25 protein-coding genes and 1 tRNA gene are annotated in these 20,254 nt (G+C 61.9%); 13 read left to right on the top strand and 13 right to left on the bottom strand.

Annotated features, from left to right (window positions below; all coding sequences use genetic code 11):
- Positions 1-15 precede the first annotated feature (15 nt).
- The 3 genes from G489_RS0100255 to G489_RS0100245 are packed head-to-tail and all read left to right on the top strand — an operon-like array spanning position 16 to position 2,827.
- Complete coding sequence (locus G489_RS0100255; RefSeq protein ID WP_051332151.1) at positions 16-1,044, top strand: 3-oxoacyl-ACP synthase III family protein; 1,029 nt, start codon at positions 16-18, stop codon at positions 1,042-1,044.
- On the top strand, positions 1,041-2,027 hold the full coding sequence (locus tag G489_RS0100250) for an NAD-dependent epimerase/dehydratase family protein (protein WP_029039823.1): 987 nt from the start codon (positions 1,041-1,043) through the stop codon (positions 2,025-2,027). The genes G489_RS0100255 and G489_RS0100250 overlap by 4 nt, the downstream gene beginning before the upstream one ends.
- Positions 2,024-2,827 carry an MBL fold metallo-hydrolase gene (locus tag G489_RS0100245; RefSeq protein ID WP_029039822.1) on the top strand — a complete coding sequence of 268 codons (804 nt, stop codon included), beginning with the start codon at positions 2,024-2,026 and terminating at the stop codon, positions 2,825-2,827. The genes G489_RS0100250 and G489_RS0100245 overlap by 4 nt, the downstream gene beginning before the upstream one ends.
- A gap of 13 nt (positions 2,828-2,840) precedes the next feature.
- Here the strand turns inward: G489_RS0100245 and G489_RS0100240 are convergent, their stop codons facing one another.
- Positions 2,841-3,230, bottom strand: coding sequence for a hypothetical protein (locus G489_RS0100240; RefSeq protein WP_029039821.1), 390 nt, complete (start codon positions 3,228-3,230; stop codon positions 2,841-2,843).
- Positions 3,231-3,371: 141 nt separating this feature from the next.
- Positions 3,372-3,998, bottom strand: a complete 627-nt coding sequence (locus G489_RS0100235; protein WP_029039820.1) for an NAD(P)-dependent oxidoreductase — start codon at positions 3,996-3,998, stop codon at positions 3,372-3,374.
- A gap of 118 nt (positions 3,999-4,116) precedes the next feature.
- Between G489_RS0100235 and G489_RS0100230 the strand changes: the two genes are divergently transcribed.
- From G489_RS0100230 to G489_RS0100220, 3 genes are all read left to right on the top strand, one after another.
- Positions 4,117-4,488, top strand: coding sequence for a winged helix-turn-helix transcriptional regulator (locus G489_RS0100230; protein ID WP_029039819.1), 372 nt, complete (start codon positions 4,117-4,119; stop codon positions 4,486-4,488).
- An 80-nt stretch (positions 4,489-4,568) separates the two neighbouring features.
- Positions 4,569-5,138: a hypothetical protein gene (locus tag G489_RS0100225; protein WP_155889268.1), complete on the top strand. Its 570-nt coding sequence runs from the start codon at positions 4,569-4,571 to the stop codon at positions 5,136-5,138.
- Complete coding sequence (locus G489_RS0100220; RefSeq protein ID WP_029039817.1) at positions 5,131-5,451, top strand: hypothetical protein; 321 nt, start codon at positions 5,131-5,133, stop codon at positions 5,449-5,451. The genes G489_RS0100225 and G489_RS0100220 overlap by 8 nt, the downstream gene beginning before the upstream one ends.
- A gap of 152 nt (positions 5,452-5,603) precedes the next feature.
- Here G489_RS0100220 and G489_RS0100215 read toward each other — a convergent pair.
- Both G489_RS0100215 and G489_RS0100210 read right to left on the bottom strand, forming a co-directional pair.
- Positions 5,604-5,690, bottom strand: a tRNA-Leu gene (locus G489_RS0100215).
- Between the two features lie 101 nt (positions 5,691-5,791).
- The gene (locus G489_RS0100210; protein ID WP_029039816.1) at positions 5,792-6,025 is read right to left on the bottom strand and encodes a FliM/FliN family flagellar motor switch protein; all 234 of its coding nucleotides are present in this window, start codon (positions 6,023-6,025) and stop codon (positions 5,792-5,794) included.
- Between the two features lie 97 nt (positions 6,026-6,122).
- Between G489_RS0100210 and lipB the strand changes: the two genes are divergently transcribed.
- The 6 genes from lipB (at position 6,123) to folK (ending at position 10,664) form a co-directional block, all read left to right on the top strand.
- A complete protein-coding gene (lipB, locus tag G489_RS0100205; RefSeq protein WP_029039815.1) occupies positions 6,123-6,833 on the top strand; it encodes a lipoyl(octanoyl) transferase LipB in 711 nt (236 codons plus the stop codon).
- A 97-nt stretch (positions 6,834-6,930) separates the two neighbouring features.
- Complete coding sequence (locus G489_RS21475) at positions 6,931-7,566, top strand: DUF4282 domain-containing protein (protein WP_051332150.1); 636 nt, start codon at positions 6,931-6,933, stop codon at positions 7,564-7,566.
- 84 nt (positions 7,567-7,650) lie between these two features.
- Positions 7,651-8,979 (top strand): 30S ribosomal protein S12 methylthiotransferase RimO, encoded by a 1,329-nt coding sequence (rimO, locus tag G489_RS0100195; RefSeq protein ID WP_029039814.1) that lies wholly within the window; start codon positions 7,651-7,653, stop codon positions 8,977-8,979.
- Entirely contained in the window at positions 8,976-9,830 is an 855-nt protein-coding gene (folP, locus tag G489_RS0100190; RefSeq protein WP_029039813.1) for a dihydropteroate synthase, read from the top strand. Before rimO ends, folP begins: the two co-directional genes overlap by 4 nt.
- The gene (folB, locus tag G489_RS0100185; RefSeq protein ID WP_035871070.1) at positions 9,830-10,207 is read left to right on the top strand and encodes a dihydroneopterin aldolase; all 378 of its coding nucleotides are present in this window, start codon (positions 9,830-9,832) and stop codon (positions 10,205-10,207) included. The genes folP and folB overlap by 1 nt, the downstream gene beginning before the upstream one ends.
- A gap of 1 nt (position 10,208) precedes the next feature.
- Positions 10,209-10,664, top strand: coding sequence for a 2-amino-4-hydroxy-6-hydroxymethyldihydropteridine diphosphokinase (folK, locus tag G489_RS0100180; protein WP_029039811.1), 456 nt, complete (start codon positions 10,209-10,211; stop codon positions 10,662-10,664).
- On the opposite strand, the gene G489_RS0100175 is transcribed toward folK, so the two are convergent.
- From G489_RS0100175 to G489_RS0100150, 6 genes are read right to left on the bottom strand one after another with little or no spacing between them, the layout of a single operon-like run.
- On the bottom strand, positions 10,643-11,428 hold the full coding sequence (locus G489_RS0100175) for an ATP12 family chaperone protein (protein WP_029039810.1): 786 nt from the start codon (positions 11,426-11,428) through the stop codon (positions 10,643-10,645). The two genes, folK and G489_RS0100175, sit on opposite strands and share 22 nt — an antisense overlap.
- A complete protein-coding gene (locus tag G489_RS0100170) occupies positions 11,421-12,092 on the bottom strand; it encodes an HAD-IA family hydrolase (protein ID WP_029039809.1) in 672 nt (223 codons plus the stop codon). The genes G489_RS0100175 and G489_RS0100170 overlap by 8 nt, the downstream gene beginning before the upstream one ends.
- On the bottom strand, positions 12,089-13,084 hold the full coding sequence (locus tag G489_RS0100165) for an RluA family pseudouridine synthase (protein ID WP_029039808.1): 996 nt from the start codon (positions 13,082-13,084) through the stop codon (positions 12,089-12,091). Before G489_RS0100165 ends, G489_RS0100170 begins: the two co-directional genes overlap by 4 nt.
- The gene (gene crcB / locus G489_RS0100160) at positions 13,081-13,464 is read right to left on the bottom strand and encodes a fluoride efflux transporter CrcB (RefSeq protein ID WP_029039807.1); all 384 of its coding nucleotides are present in this window, start codon (positions 13,462-13,464) and stop codon (positions 13,081-13,083) included. Before crcB ends, G489_RS0100165 begins: the two co-directional genes overlap by 4 nt.
- 26 nt (positions 13,465-13,490) lie before the next feature.
- Positions 13,491-14,813, bottom strand: a complete 1,323-nt coding sequence (locus tag G489_RS0100155; RefSeq protein ID WP_029039806.1) for a replication-associated recombination protein A — start codon at positions 14,811-14,813, stop codon at positions 13,491-13,493.
- Between the two features lies 1 nt (position 14,814).
- Positions 14,815-16,227, bottom strand: coding sequence for a DegQ family serine endoprotease (locus G489_RS0100150; RefSeq protein WP_035871068.1), 1,413 nt, complete (start codon positions 16,225-16,227; stop codon positions 14,815-14,817).
- 186 nt (positions 16,228-16,413) lie between these two features.
- Here G489_RS0100150 and G489_RS18420 point away from each other — a divergent pair, with 186 nt between their 5' ends.
- Entirely contained in the window at positions 16,414-17,565 is a 1,152-nt protein-coding gene (locus tag G489_RS18420; RefSeq protein WP_051332149.1) for a type III PLP-dependent enzyme domain-containing protein, read from the top strand.
- 580 nt (positions 17,566-18,145) lie between these two features.
- On the opposite strand, the gene rplQ is transcribed toward G489_RS18420, so the two are convergent.
- From rplQ to rpsK, 3 genes are all read right to left on the bottom strand, one after another.
- Complete coding sequence (gene rplQ, locus G489_RS0100140) at positions 18,146-18,571, bottom strand: 50S ribosomal protein L17 (protein ID WP_029039804.1); 426 nt, start codon at positions 18,569-18,571, stop codon at positions 18,146-18,148.
- Between the two features lie 140 nt (positions 18,572-18,711).
- Entirely contained in the window at positions 18,712-19,728 is a 1,017-nt protein-coding gene (locus G489_RS0100135; RefSeq protein ID WP_029039803.1) for a DNA-directed RNA polymerase subunit alpha, read from the bottom strand.
- Positions 19,729-19,829: 101 nt separating this feature from the next.
- Positions 19,830-20,219, bottom strand: a complete 390-nt coding sequence (rpsK, locus tag G489_RS0100130) for a 30S ribosomal protein S11 (protein ID WP_029039802.1) — start codon at positions 20,217-20,219, stop codon at positions 19,830-19,832.
- Positions 20,220-20,254 lie beyond the last annotated feature (35 nt).

The following is a 20,254-nucleotide window of genomic DNA, read 5'->3' as shown; positions in this document are numbered from 1 at the left end:
ACTGCCCCCGAGATTATGACCACCCGAACCTCTCCGCCCACCGCCGACAAGACATTGCAGCTTTGCGGCACCGGCATGGCCGTGCCTGCCCGCCATCGCACCTCTGTGGAGATCGACTCCGAACTGGGGCGCCCCGCCGGCTGGCTCGAACGCCAATGTGGCGTGCGGGCGCGCTTCGTCTGCGAAGGTGAAGGACAGGAAGAGCTGAGTCTCAGCGCCGCAGAGCGGGCCCTGGCCGATGCCGGCATGCGGGCGCAGGATGTCGATCTCGTGATGTTCACGGGCGCAGTGGGCCTGCAGCCCATCCCGGCCACCGCCCCCCGTCTTGCCGGGCTCCTTGGGCTTTTTGATGCAGGCATTGCGGCCTTTGACGTCAATGCCACCTGCCTGGGCTTTCTCGCCGGGTTCGACATTGCCGTCTCGCATTTGCTGGGCGGGCGTTACCACACCGCGCTGATCATCGCCTCCGACATTTCTTCGCGCGCCCTGCCTTGGCACAGCGAGCCGCAGATTGCCGGCCTTTTCGGCGATGGCGCAGCCGCCTGCGTGATCAGCACCCGGGCAGACACGGGGCTGACTTTCGACCTGCGCTCGGCGCGCTTCGAGAGCTATCCGGAAGGCTATGACTATTGCGCCCTGCCCGCCGGCGGCACCCGCATCGATTATCATGCCGACCCTGCCGCCTTTGCAGCCGGCGCCTATTTCGAAATGAACGGCCGCGAACTCTATCGGTTAACCGCCAAACACTTCCCCGCCTTTGTCGACACCCTGCTCGACCGGGCCGGCTGGTCCCATGCCGATGTGGACCTCGTCGTGCCGCATCAGGCCAATCTGAAGGCGCTTGAACATCTCGAACGCCGCTGCGGATTCGACCGCGACCGCGTCGTCTCGATCATGGCCGAATATGGCAACCAGGTCTCAGCCTCCCTGCCGACGGCGCTCCACCTCGCCCTCAGCGAGGGGCGTATCGTGAAGGGCCAGAAACTGCTGATGCTGGGCACCTCTGCCGGCATCTCCTTCGGCGGTCTGGCACTGCAGTTGTGAGCGCGAGCGAGACCATTCTCGTCACTGGGGCGACAGGGTTTTTCGGTGGTGCGCTTGTGAAGCGCCTCTCTCACATCGGACACAAGATCGTGGCGACGGGCCGCAACCCGGGCCGGCTCGACGAACTTGCCCAGTCTGGCCGCGTTACAGTTTTATCGGCAGATCTCGCCGATCCTTCTACCGTCGAGCGCCTGACCACCGCAGGACCGTTCGGCACGATCATTCATTGCGCTGCCCGCTCTTCCGCCTGGGGGCCTCGACCGGCCTTTGATCGCGACAACGTGTTGGGCACGCAAAACGTGATCGAGATTGCACGCCGCGCGAGTGGCGCCAGGATGCTGCACGTCTCGACGCCCAGCATCTATTTTCGGTTCGCCGATCAGTTCGACACCAGAGAAGATGCTGCGCTTCCGTCGCCGGTCAACGCCTATGCCGCCAGCAAGCGCAGGGCAGAAGAGCTGGTCACAGGATCGGGCCTGCCGCACACCATTCTGCGCCCGCGCGGGCTTTACGGCAAAGGCGATACGGCCCTCCTGCCACGACTGATCCACGCCGCGCGGACAGGCCCGCTGCCGTTGCTGCGTGGCGGGCAGGCGGTGACCGACCTCACCTACATTGAAGACGCGGTCGATGCGGTCCTTGCCGTTCTCAATTCCCCCGGGGCAACGGACGGCGCGATCTACAATATTTCTGGCGGCGAGGCCTTGCCGCTCACCCACATGATCGAAAGTGCCGCGCGGCATGCGAATGTCACGGTGCGTTGGCGGCGGGTACCGTTGCCCCTCGCGCTTGGCGTCGCCAAGGCATCCGAAGCCGCGCACAGGGCTTTCGCGCCACAGCGGGAACCCCGCGCTACGGTCTATGGTGCCGGCGTACTCGCTTTCTCGAAAACGCTCGACATTTCAGCCATTTCGCGCGACACCGGCTGGCGCCCTGTGGTTCCGTTTGAAGAGGGTCTGGTTCGAACATTCGGCACGACATGAAAGCCCACTTCTTCATCAATTCCCGACTGTTCGCGCGCGGCAGGCTGACCGATAGCGGCGCCCCCTGGTCGAAGACGGTCATGCCCGTGCGGTTCGCGGTGCTGGAGCACCCCTCGCTTGGCCCGATCCTGGTCGACACGGGCGATGCGCCGCACATGATCGCCGAGAAATCGCCCGCGCTGCGCTTCTATTACGACGTGCTCAAGCCCGATCTCGGGGATGGCCACACGCCAAAATCCGCGCTGAGCGACCTTGGCCATACGCCGGCGGACCTGCATTCTGTCGTGCTGACCCACTACCATGCCGATCATATCGCCGGCCTGCCCGAGATCATGGATGCAGACCTGATTGGCGACCGGCACGCGCTGGCCCGCCTCAAGGCCATGTCCCGGCTCCGCCGGCTGCGTCATGCGGTGTTTCATCAACACCTTGAACCGCTGGCCAAAGGCGTTCGGGGGTTTGACGAAACACCGGCCGTTCGCAGCGAAACCGCGCTCGGTGACGGATTTGATATTCTGGGAGATCAGAGCCTGTTGGCCATTCCCCTGCCCGGCCATGGCCTGGGGCACCACGGTCTGATGTGGCGCGAGGCCGATCGTCCCGTGCTCTATGCCGCCGACACGAGCTGGACCATGGCAGCCCTGATGAACGACAGCCTGCCGCTTCTCACCCGCGGCGCGATCTTCGCCCAGTCCCGCGCCGGGCGCGACAGCGAAGACCGGGTCCGCGCTTTCATTGCCGAAGGCGGGTTGGTGCATTTGTGCCACGACGAAAAATCGAGCGACGACATCGCCCGTTAGCCGGAAGGCCAGCCTAGCTCCCTGAAGGTCTCAGCGGTTGATAGCGCATGCGCGAATAGCCTGCGGATACATCATCGGCCAGTTCCTCGATGAGGCGATGGAAGAAGTCACCTTCGACAAGGAGCCCGGCGATTGCGGCCTCAGCATCACCGTCATAAATGCGCAGCACTTCGGCTGCGGCCTCGCGCCAATCGCCATCCGTGCCGGGTGCGGAAACCAGGAGTGTGCCGCGGCCTGCGCCCGTCAGAGCAATACTGCAATCGCCATAGGCTTGCTTCGCCGCACCCATGGCGGCCCTGCCCACCATCTCGTCGGCACATCGGCACAAGATCGAGACTTCGCCATCCGGCGCGGTTCTGGTGACGGTGATCGGCATGGGTGTGAGATCGGCGGGTTCTGTCATGCCGTCATCGCTAGCACTAGAACAAAAACGGAACAAGTCGGTTTTGTCTGACCCTAGGTTCGACCATTTCGAACAAATCGGGCGGGAATTTTCGGTAACCCCGCCCGCCACTCACAAGTGCCGCGTCTTCAACAGGCGCCGTCAGTAGCCAATCGTGAAGATCTTGCCGGTGTGCTTCGGTTCTTCGATCTCGTCGACAAGCGCTGCAGCATAGTCCTCGGCCGAAATGAAGCTTTTGCCTTCCGCATCCGCGATCTGGATGGTCGTGCCGAGCCGATACCGGCCCGTCTTTTCACCGGGCTGGATCAACCCTGCCGGCGCGAAATAGGTCCATTCCCCGGCGCTGTTCATGGCGGCGCAACTCGCGAGCCGCATGCCGATGACCTCGGCTTTGTAAGCGTCCGGCACCACGGCTGCGACCGGCGTACCATCTTCGAGATTGAGAGTGCCCGAGCCGCCGACGATCACCAGCCGCTTGCCGGCCTTCTCGGCCCCGGTCACCGCGCCCCCCACATTCGCCTGCGCCTCGCTGACAGGATCCCCCGTCGAACGCGGGCTTGCAGCAGCCACCACTACATCGACATCGGCGGAAGCCGCCGCAACGGCATCGCTGTCTGTGATATCGAGCTTGATCGGGGTAACACCCTCCCGCGCCTCGATTTTGTCGGGGTTCCGGCTGGCGGCCACGACACTGTGGCCGCGCTCGAGCACTTCGTCGAGAACCCGCGACCCGATCATGCCTGTCGCACCGATAATGAGAATTTTCATGCCTGCTCCTGCTTATTTTTCGTAACTATGTGATGTAAGGTGCGTGGAACATGACCATCCCGGCCGGGTCGCGAAAGGCGTTTCGGTCGTCACATAGTTATTCGGGAGTAACCCAGACATGGCCAACCGCACCGGCGGAGACCGCAATTACGACTGCCCCGTTCGCGACATTCTCGATCGGATCGGCGACGCCTGGAGCGTCCTGGTGATTCTCGAACTGGCGCGCGGCCCCTGCCGGTTCAATGCCTTGTGCCGCGTGATCGACGGCATCTCCCAGCGCATGCTGGCAGTCACGCTCAGGCGCCTTGAACGCGACGGCTTTGTCAGCCGCAATGTGCTGCCCGTCGCCCCGCCCCAGGTCGAATACGCCCTCACGGACCTAGGCTGGTCGCTCAAATCGCAATTGTCCGGACTTTACGAATGGGCCGACAATCACCAACCTGCCATCCGCCAGGCACGCGAGCGCTATGACGATCTCGCCGACGCGTAATCGCAAGCGGGGGCAAGAGTTGAATGTCGGCATTTCGGCAATTTCCAGGCGTCCACGTTCCGTTGGACGGACGCCCAAGCGTGAGTGTCACCGAGAACTATATCTCGCTGCAGGACTGCAAAGTGGTCCTCCCGCATCCCAGAGAACGGATACGCCCGCTTTTGCCACGCAAAGAGCTGTTAATGTGGTGGCTCTGTTCGGCCGGAATCCTGATCCTCGCTGTCCCAACGAGCGGCGAATCCTTTTCGCGCTCACTGCAATATCCGTTTACCGCCGCCATCGTCCCTGCAGTTCTCCTGTTCGGGCTTTTCAACCTCGCTGTCTACATGATCCCGATCTACCGGCGCCATGCAGCGCCGTTCTATCTCGACCGGGATGTGATCGCGGAGCCGGTCGGGCATCGCCACACACTTCACTATTGGGATGAACTGACAAACATCGGCCTTGCCTACGAAAGGGGTCCCAACCCCATGCTGACACTCGAGTTTGACGACAAATCACACCGTGCTGTTTTGCTCCCCGAGCTCACCGAATCGGAACTGTTAGAATTCCGCGATATCATTGCTGCGGTCAGGAGCGAGCGGGGTTTGCCATCACCGCCCAAGAAGGCCGCCTCTGAAGCCGGGAACACAGGAAAACACGATGGGTGATCTGGTGATCGTGGCCTACAAACCCAAACCGGGAAAGGTCGAGGAGCTTCTGGCGCTTTCGCGCGCCCATGTGCCGATCCTGCGGGCATTGGGCTTGGCGACCGACCGCACGCCGATTATCGCACAGGCCGCAGACGGAACGGTGGTCGAAATCTTCGAATGGGCGGATGGCGCCATTGCCACGGCACACGAGTTACCCGAAGTCCAGGCCATGTGGGGCCGCTACGCGGAGGTGAGCGACTACATCCCGATTGCCGACTTGCCGGAGGCGACTGAAGTCTTCTCGCAATTCGCACCGGTCCACAGCCATTGATGTGCACTTCGGCCCGTCGAGGAAGCCCTCGCCGGCCCTGCAAAACCATCAAGATTTTCGAGGGGATTTGCCACTCGAGCGCAGCTCTCCAAGCTTTCGAACCTCAATTCGGTCCACTGGACCGAACGGGCGCCGGAGGCGCCGGTTCGAAATGGTGCGGTCGAGAAGACTCGAACTTCCACGGGTTTTACCCCACAGCGACCTCAACGCTGCGCGTCTACCAATTCCGCCACGACCGCACGTGATGGAGGCGTCCGAAGCGATCCGCTCCGGAGCGCGCTTGCTCTATCAAATGAATTGACGGCGCTCAAGCGCTCAATGCGAGAAAAGTGAGCCGCGCTCAAACTTTCTTGTGCGCCTTCTCCACCACCTCGACGGAAAGGTGCCCATCATCGATCTTCACTTCGCCAAAGGCCACAAGCGTCTTGTTGGCATAGATCTTCATGAGATCGGTTTCGATCGCATCGAGTTCGATGACCGCGCCACGCCCCATCCGCAAAAGGTGATGGATAGGCATGGTCGTCGCCCCCAGCTCGACGGTAATGTCCACCTCGATCGAATCGAATGTGCTCATGAAGCGCCTTTCAAAACTCCACCCGCTGTCCCATATGGTGAATCGCGCGGGGATAACCGCTTCACAATCGGTTATCCTTGGTTAGGGAAAAGTTAAGATGGATACCACTTCCGTGCCGAAACAGGATCGAACGCCGCTTCTCGCCGGTGACGGGGTGACTCCGGCCCGCTGGGAGATCGCTTCGGCCCCGGTCGACTACCCTTACGCCCTTGACGAAATGCAGGCCCATGCGGCCGCCATTGCGCGCGGTGAAGCGGGCGAACGCATCTGGCTCCTCGAGCATCCGGCCCTGTTCACCGCAGGCACCTCCGCCAAGCCCGAGGACCTGCTCGACGCCAACGCCCTGCCCGTTTTCAAGACCGGTCGTGGCGGCCAGTACACCTATCATGGCCCCGGCCAGCGCATTGCCTATGTCATGCTGGACCTGAGGACGCGCGGTCGTGACATCCGGGCGCTCGTCAACGGCCTCGAACAATGGGTGATCGACACGCTTGAACGCTTCAACATCAAGGGCGAGCGCCGCGAAGGCGCCATTGGTGTCTGGGTCAAACGCCCCGAAAAGGGCCCGCAGCGCTATGACAAGATTTCAGCGATTGGTGTCCGGGTCAGCCGCTGGGTCAGCTATCACGGCATCTCACTAAACGTGTCGCCCGACCTTTCCCACTATGCCGGTATCGTGCCTTGCGGCATTGCCGATCAGGACGTGACGAGCTTCGAAGATCTCGGTCAGATCGTCTCCATGGAGGAAGTCGATATCGCACTGCGCGAATGTTTCGAGCCGATTTTCGGCCCCGTTTCGGCCCGGTAACGCGGGCGTCATACCGATAAACCTTTAAAGTCACGGCCTGAAACGATAGGGTTTTCAACGGATCAGGACCGAAATTCCGACAAAGGGCGGACGCATCATGACCCCGGACGATCTCAAGAAACTCTCGACCAGCCCCACACTGTTCAACCTCGACCGGTTGATCGGCCCGCGCATCATCAAGCTGTTTTATCTGCTTGGACTGGGTGCCATCGTGCTTTGGGCAGTCTCTCATCTGTTCGCCACTTTCGGCACCTCGTTCGGCGCCGGGCTCTGGGGGCTTCTGGAAATCGCAGTTTTCGGCCTGCTCGCCTTCGTGGTGTTGCGCTTGGTCTGTGAAGGCCTGATCGTGTTCTTCAGGGCCAATGCCAAGGTCCTGGACGCAGAGACCGTACAGCCTCAACCGCAGACCAGCATTTTTGATGACGTGCGCGATGCGCTTGAAGAACTGGCCGAGGAGGAAGAGGAACCGGCGCAAATCCCGGACAATTCGTCCAAACCGGCCGCCAGGACTGCAGCGAAACCTGCAAGCCGCGCCAGCGCTGCCAAAACCTCTGCCCGGAGCACTGCCAAGACCGCAACGCGCGCCAAAACCAGCCCGGCGGCAAAGGGCCCGGCGAAGGCAAGCGGGTCATCCGCGCCAAAGGCCCCGGCCAAGCGTGGCCCGGCGAGCAAATCCGGCACCGCCCGCAAGACCTCAACGGCCCGGAAATCAAGCCCTTCGGATAAGGCATAGCAGCCCGGCGCCGGCCATTCGCCCATTGACCTTTGCGGCCAAAAGAGTAGAACGGCGCCTCAATCCGGACCGACAGAGACGCGAATGTCCAGCACCCCCACGATCGGGCTTGTCAGCCTCGGCTGCCCCAAGGCCTTGGTCGATTCCGAACGCATCCTGACGACGCTCCGCGCTCAGGGGTACAATTTCTCACCCAGCTATGACGGTGCCGACCTCGTCATCGTCAATACCTGCGGCTTTCTCGACAGCGCCAAGGCGGAAAGCCTCGACGCGATCGGCGAAGCGCTGAGCGAAAACGGCAAGGTCGTCGTCACCGGGTGCCTGGGCAATGAGGAAGAACTCATCCGCGGTGCCCATCCCAAGGTGCTCGCCGTCACCGGCCCGCAGCAATACGAAGCCGTTGTTGAGGCCGTGCATGAGAGCCTGCCGCCGGTCCCCAAGCCGTTTGAAGACCTGGTGCCGCCCCAGGGGCTCAAGCTGACCCCGCGCCATTACGCCTATCTCAAGATTTCCGAGGGCTGCTCGAACCGCTGTTCGTTCTGCATCATCCCCTCGATCCGCGGCGACCTGGTCTCACGCCCGGCCGCCAGCGTGCTTTACGAGGCGGAACGCCTGGTCAAGGCCGGGGTCAAGGAGATCATGGTGATCTCCCAGGACACTTCGGCCTATGGCCAGGACATCAAATACGCGACCTCCCCCTATCACGGGCGTCAGGTGAAGGCGAAGTTCCTTGATCTGTGCGAGGAAATGGGCGAACTCGATGCCTGGGTGCGCCTGCACTATGTCTATCCCTATCCGCATGTTGACGCGGCCATCGAGCTGATGGCGGACGGCAAGATCCTGCCCTATCTCGACATTCCCTTCCAGCACGCCTCTCCGACGGTTCTCAAGGCCATGCGGCGCCCTGCGAACCAGGAAAAGACACTCGACCGGGTCAAGGCCTGGCGTCAGACCTGCCCGGATCTCGCCATCCGCTCGACTTTCATCGTCGGCTTCCCCGGCGAGACCGAGGCCGATTTCGAAATGCTGCTCGACTGGCTCGAGGAAGCAGAGATCGACCGCGTCGGCGCTTTCGAATACGAGCCGGTTTCCGGCGCCAGATCCAACGAGATCGAGGGCCAGGTGCCCGCCGAGGTCAAAGCCGAGCGTTACGGCCGCCTGATGGAAAAAGCACAGGCCATCAGCGCCCGTCTTCTCGCGCGCAAGGTCGGCCGCGAGATCGAGGTTCTGGTCGACGACGTCCGCCCCGAGGAATCGGTGGTGATCGGCCGCAGCAAATGGGATGCGCCGGATATCGATGGCCAGGTGATCGTCGCGCACGCTGACGGCATCAAACCAGGCGACCTGATTACCGTCACCGTCACCGGCTCGGACGAATACGATCTCTACGCGACGGCCGGATCTGCCCAGTGACCCATCGTTCCTACACCCTCCGGCTGCCCGCGGGCGAACTCCGGCTGGGTGATGAACCGGTTGTGATGGGCATCCTCAACACAACCCCTGACAGCTTTTCGGACGGCGGGGACAATTTCAGCCTTGAGGATGCCCTCTCGAGTGCCGAACGCATGAAGGCCGAAGGCGCCGCGATCCTCGATGTGGGGGGTGAAAGCACCCGCCCGGGCGCCGAGGAAGTCACCGCCCAGCAGGAACTCGACCGGGTGATGCCGGTACTCGATGCCCTGCGGGAAACGAACTACGGCCTGCCCATATCCATCGACACTTATAAGGCCATCGTTGCCGATCAGGCGATTGAGGCTGGCGCGGTCATTGTCAATGATGTCTGTGGATTTCAGCGCGATCCCGAAATCGCCGACGTGGCAGCTGCTGCCGACGTGCCCGTCATCGCCATGCACTGGGATCTGAAGCGCGACCGCGACAAGGATCTGATCACCGAAATGGCCCGCTATTTCGATCAGACCCTGATGATCGCGGACAAGGCCGGTATCCCGAAGGACCGGATCGTGCTCGACCCGGGTTTTGGTTTTGGCAAGACCTTTGAAGAGAACTATGTCCTTCTCAACCGGCTCGATGAACTGCTCTCGCTTGGCTTTCCGATGTTGATCGGAACCTCTCGAAAATCCATGTTGGGCAAATTGCTGGGCGTACCGCCAAAGGACCGGCTGGCTGCGACTGTGGCTACTTCGGTACTTGCCTATCTCAAGGGCGGCCATATCTTCCGGGTGCACGATGTGCGAGCCAATCTTGATGGACTCGCCGTGGCCCGGGCAACCCGCTATGGCGCTCCACCGCCACTGGAGGTCTGATGGCACAGGCAGACAAGATCATCCTCTCGGACCTGGCCTTTTATGGCTATCACGGCGTCATGCTGGAGGAGAACAGCCTCGGCCAGCGCTTCCGGCTCGACATCGAATGCGGTGTCGATCTGTCTACCGCCTGCCAGAGCGATGACGTCAACCAGACGATTTCCTATGTCGACATCTTCAGCGTCATCCAGACCGCATTCGAAGAGAGACGTTTCAAGCTGATCGAGGCGTTGGCCCAGCATATTGCCGACCGCCTGTTTGACTCGTTCGAGCATTTCGAATGGGTCCGCATCCGCGTACGCAAACCCGAAGCCCCGATTCCAGTCGTTGTCGGCGAATTCGCCATCGAAATTTTCCGCGAGAGGACCAACCGCTAATATGACCCGCGCCATTCTGGCCCTGGGCGCCAATATCGGCGACCCGCTCACCCAGCTCAAGAAAGCCTGTGCCAGCCTCGATGCCCATCCGGACATCCACGTGATCCGGCGTTCCAAGGTCATTGAAACAGCACCCTGGGGGAAGACCGACCAGCCGAAATTCTACAATATGGCCGTCGAGATCCACACGGCCCTGACCGCGCATGATCTCCTCGATGCCTGTCTGATGGTTGAAAAGGCCATGGGGCGTGAGCGTGACGAAAAATGGGGGCCGCGGCTGATCGATATCGACATCGTCACCTATGGCCACAAGCAGACCCGGTCAGACCGGCTCACCCTGCCCCATGAGCACGCCCATGAGCGCGCCTTTGTGCTCGATCCGGTACGTGAGATCGCTCCGGATATGGCCGACTGGATCGTGGAAGTCGCTGGGGCTCAGTCCGAAGCCTCGACATAACCCAGGATATCGAGCGCGGCGTCATAGTCTTCACGCCGCTTCGACCTGCGCGCAGCGGCTTCGCTGTCCTCTCCCCATTGGGAGATGTTGAAGTCCTCATCGACATGCGCGGCGGCCCACGCTGCATCACGCTCGAACAAATCGTGCGCGAGCCCCAGCGAAAGCACCGCCGAACCTGTGATGGCTGTGATCGAGGTGACGGCCATCAGCGAGAACACACCGAATCCCTCGGTCAGCCTGTCGACACGGGTCAGAGTTTCCTCCGACTGCTGCTGGTGCATGATGCCGGTCGTCGCCACGAACCTGATATCGAACCGGCGCGCGAAATCGGCAAGCGCCTTGTCCCAGTGTTCTGCCTGGCGCTCGACCAGCGAATCCGGACCATCGGCACGGTAAAGCAGCAGGTCGGTGCCCGCATATTTGACGATCTCGGCCCGAAGTGCCGGTATGACCTGCTCCCCGGATTCAACGCTGGTGTTTACGAGACGGGTAAAGGGCATCAACGCCGGATCGATGAACTCGCCTTGCGAGCCCCATTCGCCGGCCACCTTCTCGGCCAGCGCCTTTGAGGGCATCTCGACCGTGGCGCGGCCCGGTGTCTTGATAGGCTTGCCATCGAGCAGAACGCGGAAGAGCCCGCCCTCGCCTTCAGCCACATCCGCCGTTTTGTAGAACCGCTTGGGCAACTGCCGCTGGGCATGTTTTTGGGCCCGGCCATAGCCGTCGTCACGGTGGGCATGGGCATCTTCAAGAAATTCACGCATGGGGCGTGTCCAACACGGTCTCGAGCGCTTCGTCAAGCTGCTCGTAATTGTCGATGACAAGGTTTGCACCCGCATCAATCAGCGACTGCCGGTCGTGATAGCCCCAGCTCACCCCGATCGCCTTGCCGCCAGCGGCCCGCGCCAATTCCATGTCAAAGCTGGTATCACCAACCATGACCGCGCGGGATTCATCGATTCCCGTCTCCGCCATGGCCGTCAGCATCATCCCCGGGTGTGGCTTCGACGGGTTATTGTCCGGCGTCTGGAACGTAACAAAATGATCGGTCAGATCATGCAGGCCCAGAATGCGCTTGAGCCCGCGCAAATTCTTGCCTGTCGCCACACCCAACAGCGTCGTCTCATGCCCCGCCAGCCGCAGGATGGCCTCCGAGGCCCCCGGATAGAGCGGCTCGTTGATTAGACCCCTGGAGACGTAATCAAGCGTATGCGCGCGGTAGTGGTCTGCAACGATCTTGGCATCCGCCTCATTGAGCCCCGCAAGGGACGCCATCGCGGTTTCGAGCGAAAGCCCCACCGTACGCCGGATTGCGTCGGGGGTCGGCACGGTCAGCCCATGGGTCGTGAACGCCTCCCCCATCAACTGAACGATGATATCGGCACTGTCGACCAGCGTCCCGTCAACATCGAAAACAACCAGCCTCATGCCTCGACCTCTTCTTCCGGGTCGGTCTCGCGCACATCGTAGCGGCTGGCGTCAAACCCCAGCAGATCGAAGGTTTTCTGCATATGCGGAGGCAGCGGCGCCGAGATGTCGAGCCGCTTGCCGCTGGGCAGCGGCAGGCTCAGCCGCCGGGCATGCAGGTGCAGGCCCTTGCCGACTTCCTCGGCGGGCTCCCAGTTCTCGATGTTGAAATAGCGCGGATCGTTGAGGATCGGCGTACCAAGCTGCGCCATGTGAACGCGGAGCTGGTGGGTACGGCCCGTGACAGGCTTGAGGGATACCCAGCCATACTGCCCCGCCGCATCGTCGATCACCGAGTAATAGCTGATGGAATGCTGCGCGCCGTCGACGCCCTGATCGACAACCTGCATCTGCTCGCCATCCTCGGTCGCCTGCCGGGCCAGAAAGCACGACAAACGCCCCTGTTTGGGCTGCGGCACATGGGCGGTGATCGCCCAATAGATCTTGCGTGCCGACCGCGAGCGAAAAACCTTGCCGAAATGGCTGGCGGCCGAGCGGGTCTTGGCCACCAACAGACACCCGGAGGTATCCCGGTCGAGCCTGTGCACCAGTCTCGGTTTCTCACCTTTATCGTTAGGAAGTGCAGCTAACATACCGTCAAGATGACGCTTTGTGCCAGAACCACCTTGCACCGCCAGCCCGTGCGGCTTGTTGAACACATAGATGTCCTTGTCCTCATAGAGGATGAGATCGCGCAGAAACGCGGCGTCCTTCGGGTTGGCATCGCGGGGCGGTTTGTTCTCGGCCGGTGCAATTGGCGGCACGCGCACGATCTGCCCCGAACTCAGCCGCGTGGCGGCCTTGGCACGCCCCTTGTCGACCCGCACCTGCCCCGTGCGAATGAGCTTCTGAAGCCTTGAAAACGGGAGGTCCGGGTAGTTGGCGGCGAACCAGCGGTCGAGCCGCATGCCGTCTTCCTGTCGCGAGACCGTTCGGTGCTGAACCCCGCTCATGCCGCCCCCAACCGCATGATCCAAAGACCGATAAACAGCGCAATAATCGAGGCCAGAACGGAGGCCAGAACGTAAGCCAGGGCATTCATGCCTTGTCCCCGCTCCATCAGGGTGACCGCATCAAGCGAAAAAGCGGAAAAGGTCGTGAAGCCGCCGAGCAGGCCCGTGGCGATGAAAAGCTGCGCTTCACGTCCCCATTCCGGTGTCAGTCGTGCCAACCCGCCGACCAGCAGCCCCATGGCGAGCGAGCCGAGGATATTGACGATGAGGGTGGCATAGGGAAAGCCGGAATAGCCGGCGCGCATCACCAGGACGCTGGCGCCATAACGCCCCATGGCGCCAAGGGCGCCGCCCGCGCCGACCAGCAGGAAGCCTTGCATGAACCAAACCTTTGACCGTGTGAGGCCTAGCTTTTGCCTGTTGTCTTGGCCGAACGCAAGCGCGCAAAATAGTCGAGCCGCTTGCGCAGCTCGCGCTCAAAACCGCGATCGACCGGTGAATAGAATTCCTGGCGCCCCAACTGCTCGGGGAAATACTCCTGCCCGGAAAAGCCCTCCGGCGTGTCGTGATCGTAGATATAGCCCTCCCCATACCCTTCCTGCTTCATCAGCTTGGTCGGGGCGTTGAGAATGGCATTGGGCGGGGTCGGTGACCCACCATCCCGCGCCAGCCGCTCTGCGGCCTTCATGGCGGTGTAGACGGCATTCGATTTCGGCGCGGTTGCCAGATAAACGGTCGCCTGCGCAAGCGCCAGCTCGCCTTCGGGTGTGCCCAGCATGTGATAGGCATCGCGGGCGGCAATCGTCTGTGGCAGCGCTTGCGGATCTGCAAGCCCGATATCCTCGACAGCCATGCGAATGAGCCGCCGGGCCAGGAACATCGGGTCCTCGCCTGCCGCCAGCATCCGCGCGAGATAATAGAGCGCCGCATCCGGGTCCGACCCGCGCACGCATTTATGCAGCGCGGATATGAGGTTGTAATGCCCGTCCTGTGCCTTGTCGTAGATCGGGGCGCGGCGCTGCACGAGCGCCTCCAGCCCCGCCGGATCGAGAATGTCTTCCCCGGCGCCGGCATAGACTTCCTCGCACAGCCCCAGCATGGCCCGCCCGTCGCCATCGGCCATCCTGACGAGGGCGGCCTTTGCATCCTCGTCCACAGGCAAGGGACGCCCCATCTCGGTCTCCGCACGGGCAATCAGTGCAGTGAGACCGGCCTCATCGAGCGGTTTGAACTTGAGCACCTGCGCACGGGACAACAACGCGGCATTGAGCTCGAAGCTGGGGTTCTCTGTCGTTGCTCCGACCAGCACTACGGTGCCGTCTTCCATGACCGGCAGAAAGCTGTCCTGCTGGGCGCGGTTGAAGCGATGGATTTCATCGACGAACAACATGGTGCGCCCGCCCGTCGAGCGGTGTTGCCTCGCGCGTTCGAAGACCTTCTTGAGGTCCGCCACACCGGAAAAGACCGCAGAGATCTGCTCGAAGCGGTAGTCGGCGGCATCGGCCAACAGCCGCGCCACCGTGGTCTTGCCGCACCCCGGCGGGCCCCAGAGCACCAGCGAGCCGAGACGTCCGGAGGCGATCATGCGCCGAAGCGCACCATTGTCCCCAAGCAGATGCTCCTGACCCGTCACTTCGTCCAGCGTTGCCGGACGCAACCGGTCCGCAAGCGGCCGGTCAAGTCGGTCAGGCTGGGCGGGTGCGGCGGCATCTCCGAACAGATCGCTCATATCAACCGCCGATGAACCGGCGGATGATCGAATTGCCGCGCCTGACGGTCAGTCGCAGGCCGCGGGTGGCCGCATTCGCTGCCTCGACAAAGGTTTGGACATCGTCGATCTGTGCGCCATTGAGCTCAAGGATCACATCGCCAGGCCTTAGACCCAGGGCCTGGGCCGGCGAATTGCGCTCTACCCGCGTGATGACCACGCCCCGCGGCTCACCATTCATGCCCAGATCAGCCATGATTTCTGCGGTAAGGACCGTCGCGGCAGCGCCGGCAAAACGGCTCGAACCCGAGATAGCGACCTCTGTGGGTTCCGGCTCCTCCGGCTGCGCCACCAAAGGCACCGAAACGGTGAAGTAAACGCCATCCCGCATGACCTCGAGCCGGGCGGTCTCGCCCACCAGCTTGGTGGCCAGCCGATAGCCGAACGCGCCTTCATCCTGCAGGGGCACATCATCGAAGGCGACGATCACATCGCCTGGCTGCAGCCCGGCCTGCTCTGCCGGACCATCAGGCTCCAACTCGACGACCAATGCACCGTGCGGGGTGTCGAGCCCGAGGCTGTCCGCGATATCGCTGGTGATACCCTGCAGCGTGACGCCGACAAACGGCCGTTCGATCTCGCCACCCGTCGCGCTGGCATTGGCGATGAACCGCGCCATATTGGCCGGAATGGCAAAACCGATGCCGTTGGAGCCGCCCGAGCGTGTGAAGATCGCCGTGTTGATGCCGACAAGCTTGCCGTTCATGTCGACAAGTGCGCCCCCGGAGTTGCCCGGATTGATGGCTGCGTCGGTCTGAATGAAGAACTGATAGTCCGACACCCCGACACCCGTGCGGGCAAGCGCCGAGACAATGCCGCTCGTCACCGTCTGCCCCACCCCGAACGGATTGCCGATCGCAAGCACGAGGTCACCGACCTCGAGCATGTCGGAATCGGCGAATTCGAGCGCCGGGAATTCGCGGTCACCCGAATCGCGGATCTGCAGCACTGCCAGGTCCGTATCCGGATCGGCAAGCTTGAGATCGGTTTCGAATTCGCGGCCGTCAGCCAGAGAGATGCGGATATTTGTGGCGTCCTCGACCACATGATTGTTGGTCAGGATGAGCCCCGATCTATCGACGATCACCCCGGAACCCAGCGACTGGGTCGTGCGCGGCTGACGGCGGGAGAACGGACTGTTCTCGCCAAAGAAGCGTTCGAAGAACGGATCGTTGAACATCGGCGATTGCGACGCCTGGTTCTCGCGGATCGCATAGACATTGACGACCGCCGGAGCTGTCTGTTTGACAATCGGGGCGAAGCTGAGTTGGACTTCAGCCTGGGACTCGGGCACGCGCTCTTCAACCTGCGCACTGACCGGAGCCGCCCAGAGTGCGAACGCGAAAACGATCAGGGTGAGCCTATGCAATCTCATGGTCTGCCTCGGAAATTATCTGCTGCCGGTTTTGCGCAACCGACGGTGATTCAATGAATTTTAGGGCGCCGTTCAAATGGGGTCCAGCCATGCTGAAACCCCTTGGTGCCGCAGCAAAAATAGTCATTGTATGTGACCAAATTCGGCCATATACGTCGCGCCTCTTTGACCCCGGGGGAATGCCCAATGTCGACTGACCAGCCCGCCCGTTACCCCTCGACCGAAGCGGTAATTACCGCCGAGGCGCCGGACGTGCCGTCCTTTCTTTTCTCACACAATGAAGTCGCCAAATCAGCCGCTGCGTTCCGCGATGGCATCGATGCTTTGCTCACCTATGCGGTGAAGGCGAACCCGGCGACTTTTCTGCTTGAGGCCCTGCATCAGAACGGGGTCAAGGCCTTCGATGTGGCCTCGACCAACGAGATGGAAGTGCTGACCTCGGTTATCCCCGATGCGGTCATGCACTACAACAACCCGATCCGCACCCGCCGCGAAATCGAGACCGCCTACCATCAGTATGGTGTGCGCTCCTATGTTGTCGATCATGCTGACGAACTCAAGCAGCTGGCCGAGACCATCCCGGCATCCAAGGACGTGGAGATCACCATCCGCTTCAAGGCGGGCCGCACTCGCCGCGCTTATGATTTCGGCACCAAGTTCGGCATTCTCGAGGCCGGCGCCATCGAGCTGGCAGCCGAAGCCAAACGCCTCGGGTTTTCGGTCGGGCTCTGCTTCCATGTCGGGTCGCAATGCGAGGAGGACTATGCCTATGTGCGTCACATCGCCTGCGCCTCCCGCATTGCAAAGGCAGCCAAGCTCGATCTGACCCGTCTCAATGTCGGCGGCGGCTTCCCCGCCCGCTACCCGTCGAGCGCCGCTCCCCCGCTTTCGCGCTATTTCGAATCCATCAACGGCGCGGTGAAATCGAATTTCGGCGACAGCAAGCCGCCGCTGATCATGGAGCCGGGCCGCCGGCTCGCGGCCTCCTCGACCTCGGTCCTCTTGCGCGTCAAGCATCAGCGCAATGGCATGTCGATCTATCTCAATGACGGCGTCTACGGCGCATTGATGGAAGTGAAGTTCATGCCGATCCTGCCGCCCGTCCGGGTCTGGCGTGATGGCAAGGTTGTCCAGGGCGAGGTCTCGGCTTTCACCGTCTTCGGTCCGACCTGCGACAGCTATGACAGCCTGCCGCGCCCCTTCCCGCTGCCGGAGGCAATCCGCGAGGACGACTGGGTCGAATTCGGCCAGATGGGTGCCTATTCGCAGGCATCGACCACCAGCTTCAACGGCTTTGCGACCCGCAACACCTATTTCGTCGACGAGATTCTCGTCTGATCCTACAGGGGGAGGACCTCACAAGGAGCGCCTGATTCCCCGACCAGGTCTGACAAGAGCAAGTGGGTTGGGCATCGCGCGTGCCCAACTCGCCACCGTCACCACCCGACTTGTTCGGGTGGTCCATCTGGCTTCCTCCCATGGATCACCCGGCTGAACCGGGTGATGATGGCGGAGTGTGTTGGAACGTCGAGACACAATCTCCAGCCTCATCCTGAGGCGGGAGCGCCACTGGCGCGACCCTCGAAGGGTGAGGCGGGACCAGCAATCTCTCCAGCGGAGAGATTGCCCGCTCAACGCCCGTAGAGCTGTGCTCGAAGTGCCGGAGGGCCACTGAGCCGCCCTCGCCCTTCGAGGCTCCGCTCCGCTTCGCACCTCAGGGTGAGGGCGTAGGCGGTTGCTCATTTGCGTGCTACCCCGGATGATTTTGCCTCGCCCGGCGGGCTGGCCGGGAATGCCGGTATGGGGCGGGGGAGCCTGCCGGCCTTGCTCCGCAACAAGCACTGGTCGGCCAGCGTAACAACAAAAAAAGGCGGTGCCATTGGCACCGCCCTTTTCAATTCGGTCGTGAAGCCCGGCCTTATGCGGCGTCGGCTTCTTCCTCGCGCGCGTCGGCGGTCGGGCCGGAATCGACACCCTTGGCAGCCGGATCGCGGTCAACGAGCTCGATCACGGCGATCGGCGCATTGTCGCCGTGGCGGAAACCAGCCTTCATGATCCGGCAATAGCCACCCGGACGGTCCTGGTAACGCGGGCCGAGGGTTTCGAACAGCTTGTGGACCATGGCTTCGTCGCGCATGCGCGCAACGGCCTGACGGCGCGCATGAAGATCGCCGCGCTTGGCCAGCGTGATAAGCTTTTCGACGACCGGACGCAGTTCCTTGGCCTTGGGCAAGGTGGTCACGATCTGCTCGTGTTTGATCAGCGAAGCGGCCATGTTCGCGAACATCGCCTTGCGATGGCTCGCCGTCCGGTTCAGCTTGCGCCCTGCTTTGCGGTGACGCATCTCTTAACTCCTGTCAGTCCTCTAAGGCATCCGGAATTGACTATGTGCAATCCCGATGCCCTCAACCTTCGTTAATCGCGCGCCCGAACCGAAAAACCGCTTCGCACTTTTCCTGGACACGCTCCGCCTGGCGCTCGAGATCAGTAGTGATCTTCGTAGCGCTTGGCGAGTTCCTCAATATTCTCAGGCGGCCAGCTGGACACATCCATGCCCAGGTGCAGACCCATCTGCGCCAGCACTTCCTTGATCTCGTTCAGCGACTTGCGGCCGAAGTTCGGCGTGCGAAGCATTTCCGCCTCGGTCTTCTGGATCAGGTCGCCGATATAAACGATGTTGTCGTTCTTCAGGCAGTTTGCCGAGCGAACCGAAAGCTCGAGCTCGTCGACCTTCTTGAGCAACGCCGGGTTGAAGGCGAGCTCCGGGGTCGATTCCTCGATCGCTTCCTTCTCGGGTTCCTCGAAGTTGACGAACACCGTCAGCTGGTCCTGGACGATACGCGCAGCAAACGCCACAGCGTCTTCCGGGGTGATCGAACCATCGGTTTCAACCGTAAGCGACAGCTTGTCATAATCGAGAACCTGGCCCTCACGGGTGTTCTCGACCTTGTAAGACACGCGCTTGACCGGCGAATACAGCGCATCGACCGGGATATAGCCGATCGGTGCGTCTTCAGGCCGGTTGCGGTCAGCCGGGACATAGCCCTTGCCGACATCGACGGTGAATTCCATGTTCAGCTCGGCACCATCATCGAGATGGCACAGAACAAGATCAGGATTGAGGATCTCGATATCGCCGGAAACCGCGATATCGCCGGCGAGCACAGTGCCCGGGCCCTGCTTGGTGAGGCTGAGACGCTTCGGACCGTCGCCACCCATCTTGATGGCGATTTCCTTGATGTTGAGGACCATGTCGGTCACGTCCTCACGCACCCCGGCGACCGAAGAAAACTCATGCAGAACACCGTCGATCTGCACCGCGGTCACGGCCGCGCCCTGCAGCGACGACAGCAGCACACGGCGCAACGCGTTGCCCAGGGTCAGGCCATAGCCGCGTTCCAGCGGCTCGGCGACGATCGAGGCCAAGCGCGACGGATCGCTGCCCGGTACAATGTCCAGCTTCGTCGGCTTGATCAGCTCCTGCCAGTTTTTCTGGATCATTATGGATTAAGCCCTTTCAAAAACGCGGCACTTGAAGCCGCTTGCCGCATAGAATTCGAAGCCGCCCCCGATTTGCCGGGAGCGGCAGCCAAAGGCGCGAATCAGACCCGGCGCTTCTTGCGCGGGCGGCAACCGTTGTGCGGGATCGACGTGACATCCCGGATGCTGGTCACGGTGAAACCAGCGGCCTGCAGTGCGCGCAATGCGGATTCGCGCCCCGAACCCGGGCCGCGCACTTCGACCTCGAGGGTCTTCATGCCATGATCCTGCGCCTTCTTGGCGGCGTCTTCAGCCGCAACCTGCGCCGCATAAGGGGTCGACTTGCGCGAACCCTTGAAGCCCATCGTGCCGGCGGAGGACCACGAAATCGTGTTGCCCTGCACATCGGTGATGGTGATCATGGTGTTGTTGAAGGTGGCGTTCACATGCGCAACGCCGGACGAAATATTCTTGCGTTCCTTACGGCGAACGCGTGCAGCTTCTCTAGCCATTCAATCCTCTGATCGATCTCAACACCGCCATTTCG

Origin of the sequence: Cucumibacter marinus DSM 18995 (genome assembly GCF_000429865.1) — a bacterium.
Lineage (GTDB): Bacteria > Pseudomonadota > Alphaproteobacteria > Rhizobiales > Devosiaceae > Cucumibacter > Cucumibacter marinus.
The sequence above is the reverse complement of the archived record's forward strand: the minus strand, read 5'-3'. Positions and strand labels throughout refer to the sequence as shown.

Excerpts from the sequence above, each read along its gene's own strand:
- G489_RS0100165 (WP_029039808.1), bottom strand. The coding sequence starts at position 13,084 with ATGAGCGGGGTTCAGCACCGAACGGTCTCGCGACAGGAAGACGGCATG.
- G489_RS0100135 (WP_029039803.1), bottom strand. The coding sequence starts at position 19,728 with ATGATCCAGAAAAACTGGCAGGAGCTGATCAAGCCGACGAAGCTGGAC.
- lipB (WP_029039815.1), top strand. The coding sequence starts at position 6,123 with ATGGATACCACTTCCGTGCCGAAACAGGATCGAACGCCGCTTCTCGCC.
- G489_RS0100245 (WP_029039822.1), top strand. The coding sequence starts at position 2,024 with ATGAAAGCCCACTTCTTCATCAATTCCCGACTGTTCGCGCGCGGCAGG.
- G489_RS0100210 (WP_029039816.1), bottom strand. The coding sequence starts at position 6,025 with ATGAGCACATTCGATTCGATCGAGGTGGACATTACCGTCGAGCTGGGG.
- crcB (WP_029039807.1), bottom strand. The coding sequence starts at position 13,464 with ATGCAAGGCTTCCTGCTGGTCGGCGCGGGCGGCGCCCTTGGCGCCATG.
- G489_RS0100150 (WP_035871068.1), bottom strand. The coding sequence starts at position 16,227 with ATGAGATTGCATAGGCTCACCCTGATCGTTTTCGCGTTCGCACTCTGG.
- G489_RS0100220 (WP_029039817.1), top strand. The coding sequence starts at position 5,131 with ATGGGTGATCTGGTGATCGTGGCCTACAAACCCAAACCGGGAAAGGTC.
- G489_RS0100170 (WP_029039809.1), bottom strand. The coding sequence starts at position 12,092 with ATGAGGCTGGTTGTTTTCGATGTTGACGGGACGCTGGTCGACAGTGCC.
- G489_RS21475 (WP_051332150.1), top strand. The coding sequence starts at position 6,931 with ATGACCCCGGACGATCTCAAGAAACTCTCGACCAGCCCCACACTGTTC.
- G489_RS0100155 (WP_029039806.1), bottom strand. The coding sequence starts at position 14,813 with ATGAGCGATCTGTTCGGAGATGCCGCCGCACCCGCCCAGCCTGACCGA.
- rimO (WP_029039814.1), top strand. The coding sequence starts at position 7,651 with ATGTCCAGCACCCCCACGATCGGGCTTGTCAGCCTCGGCTGCCCCAAG.
- G489_RS0100175 (WP_029039810.1), bottom strand. The coding sequence starts at position 11,428 with ATGCGTGAATTTCTTGAAGATGCCCATGCCCACCGTGACGACGGCTAT.
- rpsK (WP_029039802.1), bottom strand. The coding sequence starts at position 20,219 with ATGGCTAGAGAAGCTGCACGCGTTCGCCGTAAGGAACGCAAGAATATT.
- G489_RS0100240 (WP_029039821.1), bottom strand. The coding sequence starts at position 3,230 with ATGACAGAACCCGCCGATCTCACACCCATGCCGATCACCGTCACCAGA.
- rplQ (WP_029039804.1), bottom strand. The coding sequence starts at position 18,571 with ATGCGTCACCGCAAAGCAGGGCGCAAGCTGAACCGGACGGCGAGCCAT.
- G489_RS0100230 (WP_029039819.1), top strand. The coding sequence starts at position 4,117 with ATGGCCAACCGCACCGGCGGAGACCGCAATTACGACTGCCCCGTTCGC.
- G489_RS18420 (WP_051332149.1), top strand. The coding sequence starts at position 16,414 with ATGTCGACTGACCAGCCCGCCCGTTACCCCTCGACCGAAGCGGTAATT.
- G489_RS0100235 (WP_029039820.1), bottom strand. The coding sequence starts at position 3,998 with ATGAAAATTCTCATTATCGGTGCGACAGGCATGATCGGGTCGCGGGTT.
- folK (WP_029039811.1), top strand. The coding sequence starts at position 10,209 with ATGACCCGCGCCATTCTGGCCCTGGGCGCCAATATCGGCGACCCGCTC.
- folB (WP_035871070.1), top strand. The coding sequence starts at position 9,830 with ATGGCACAGGCAGACAAGATCATCCTCTCGGACCTGGCCTTTTATGGC.
- G489_RS0100255 (WP_051332151.1), top strand. The coding sequence starts at position 16 with ATGACCACCCGAACCTCTCCGCCCACCGCCGACAAGACATTGCAGCTT.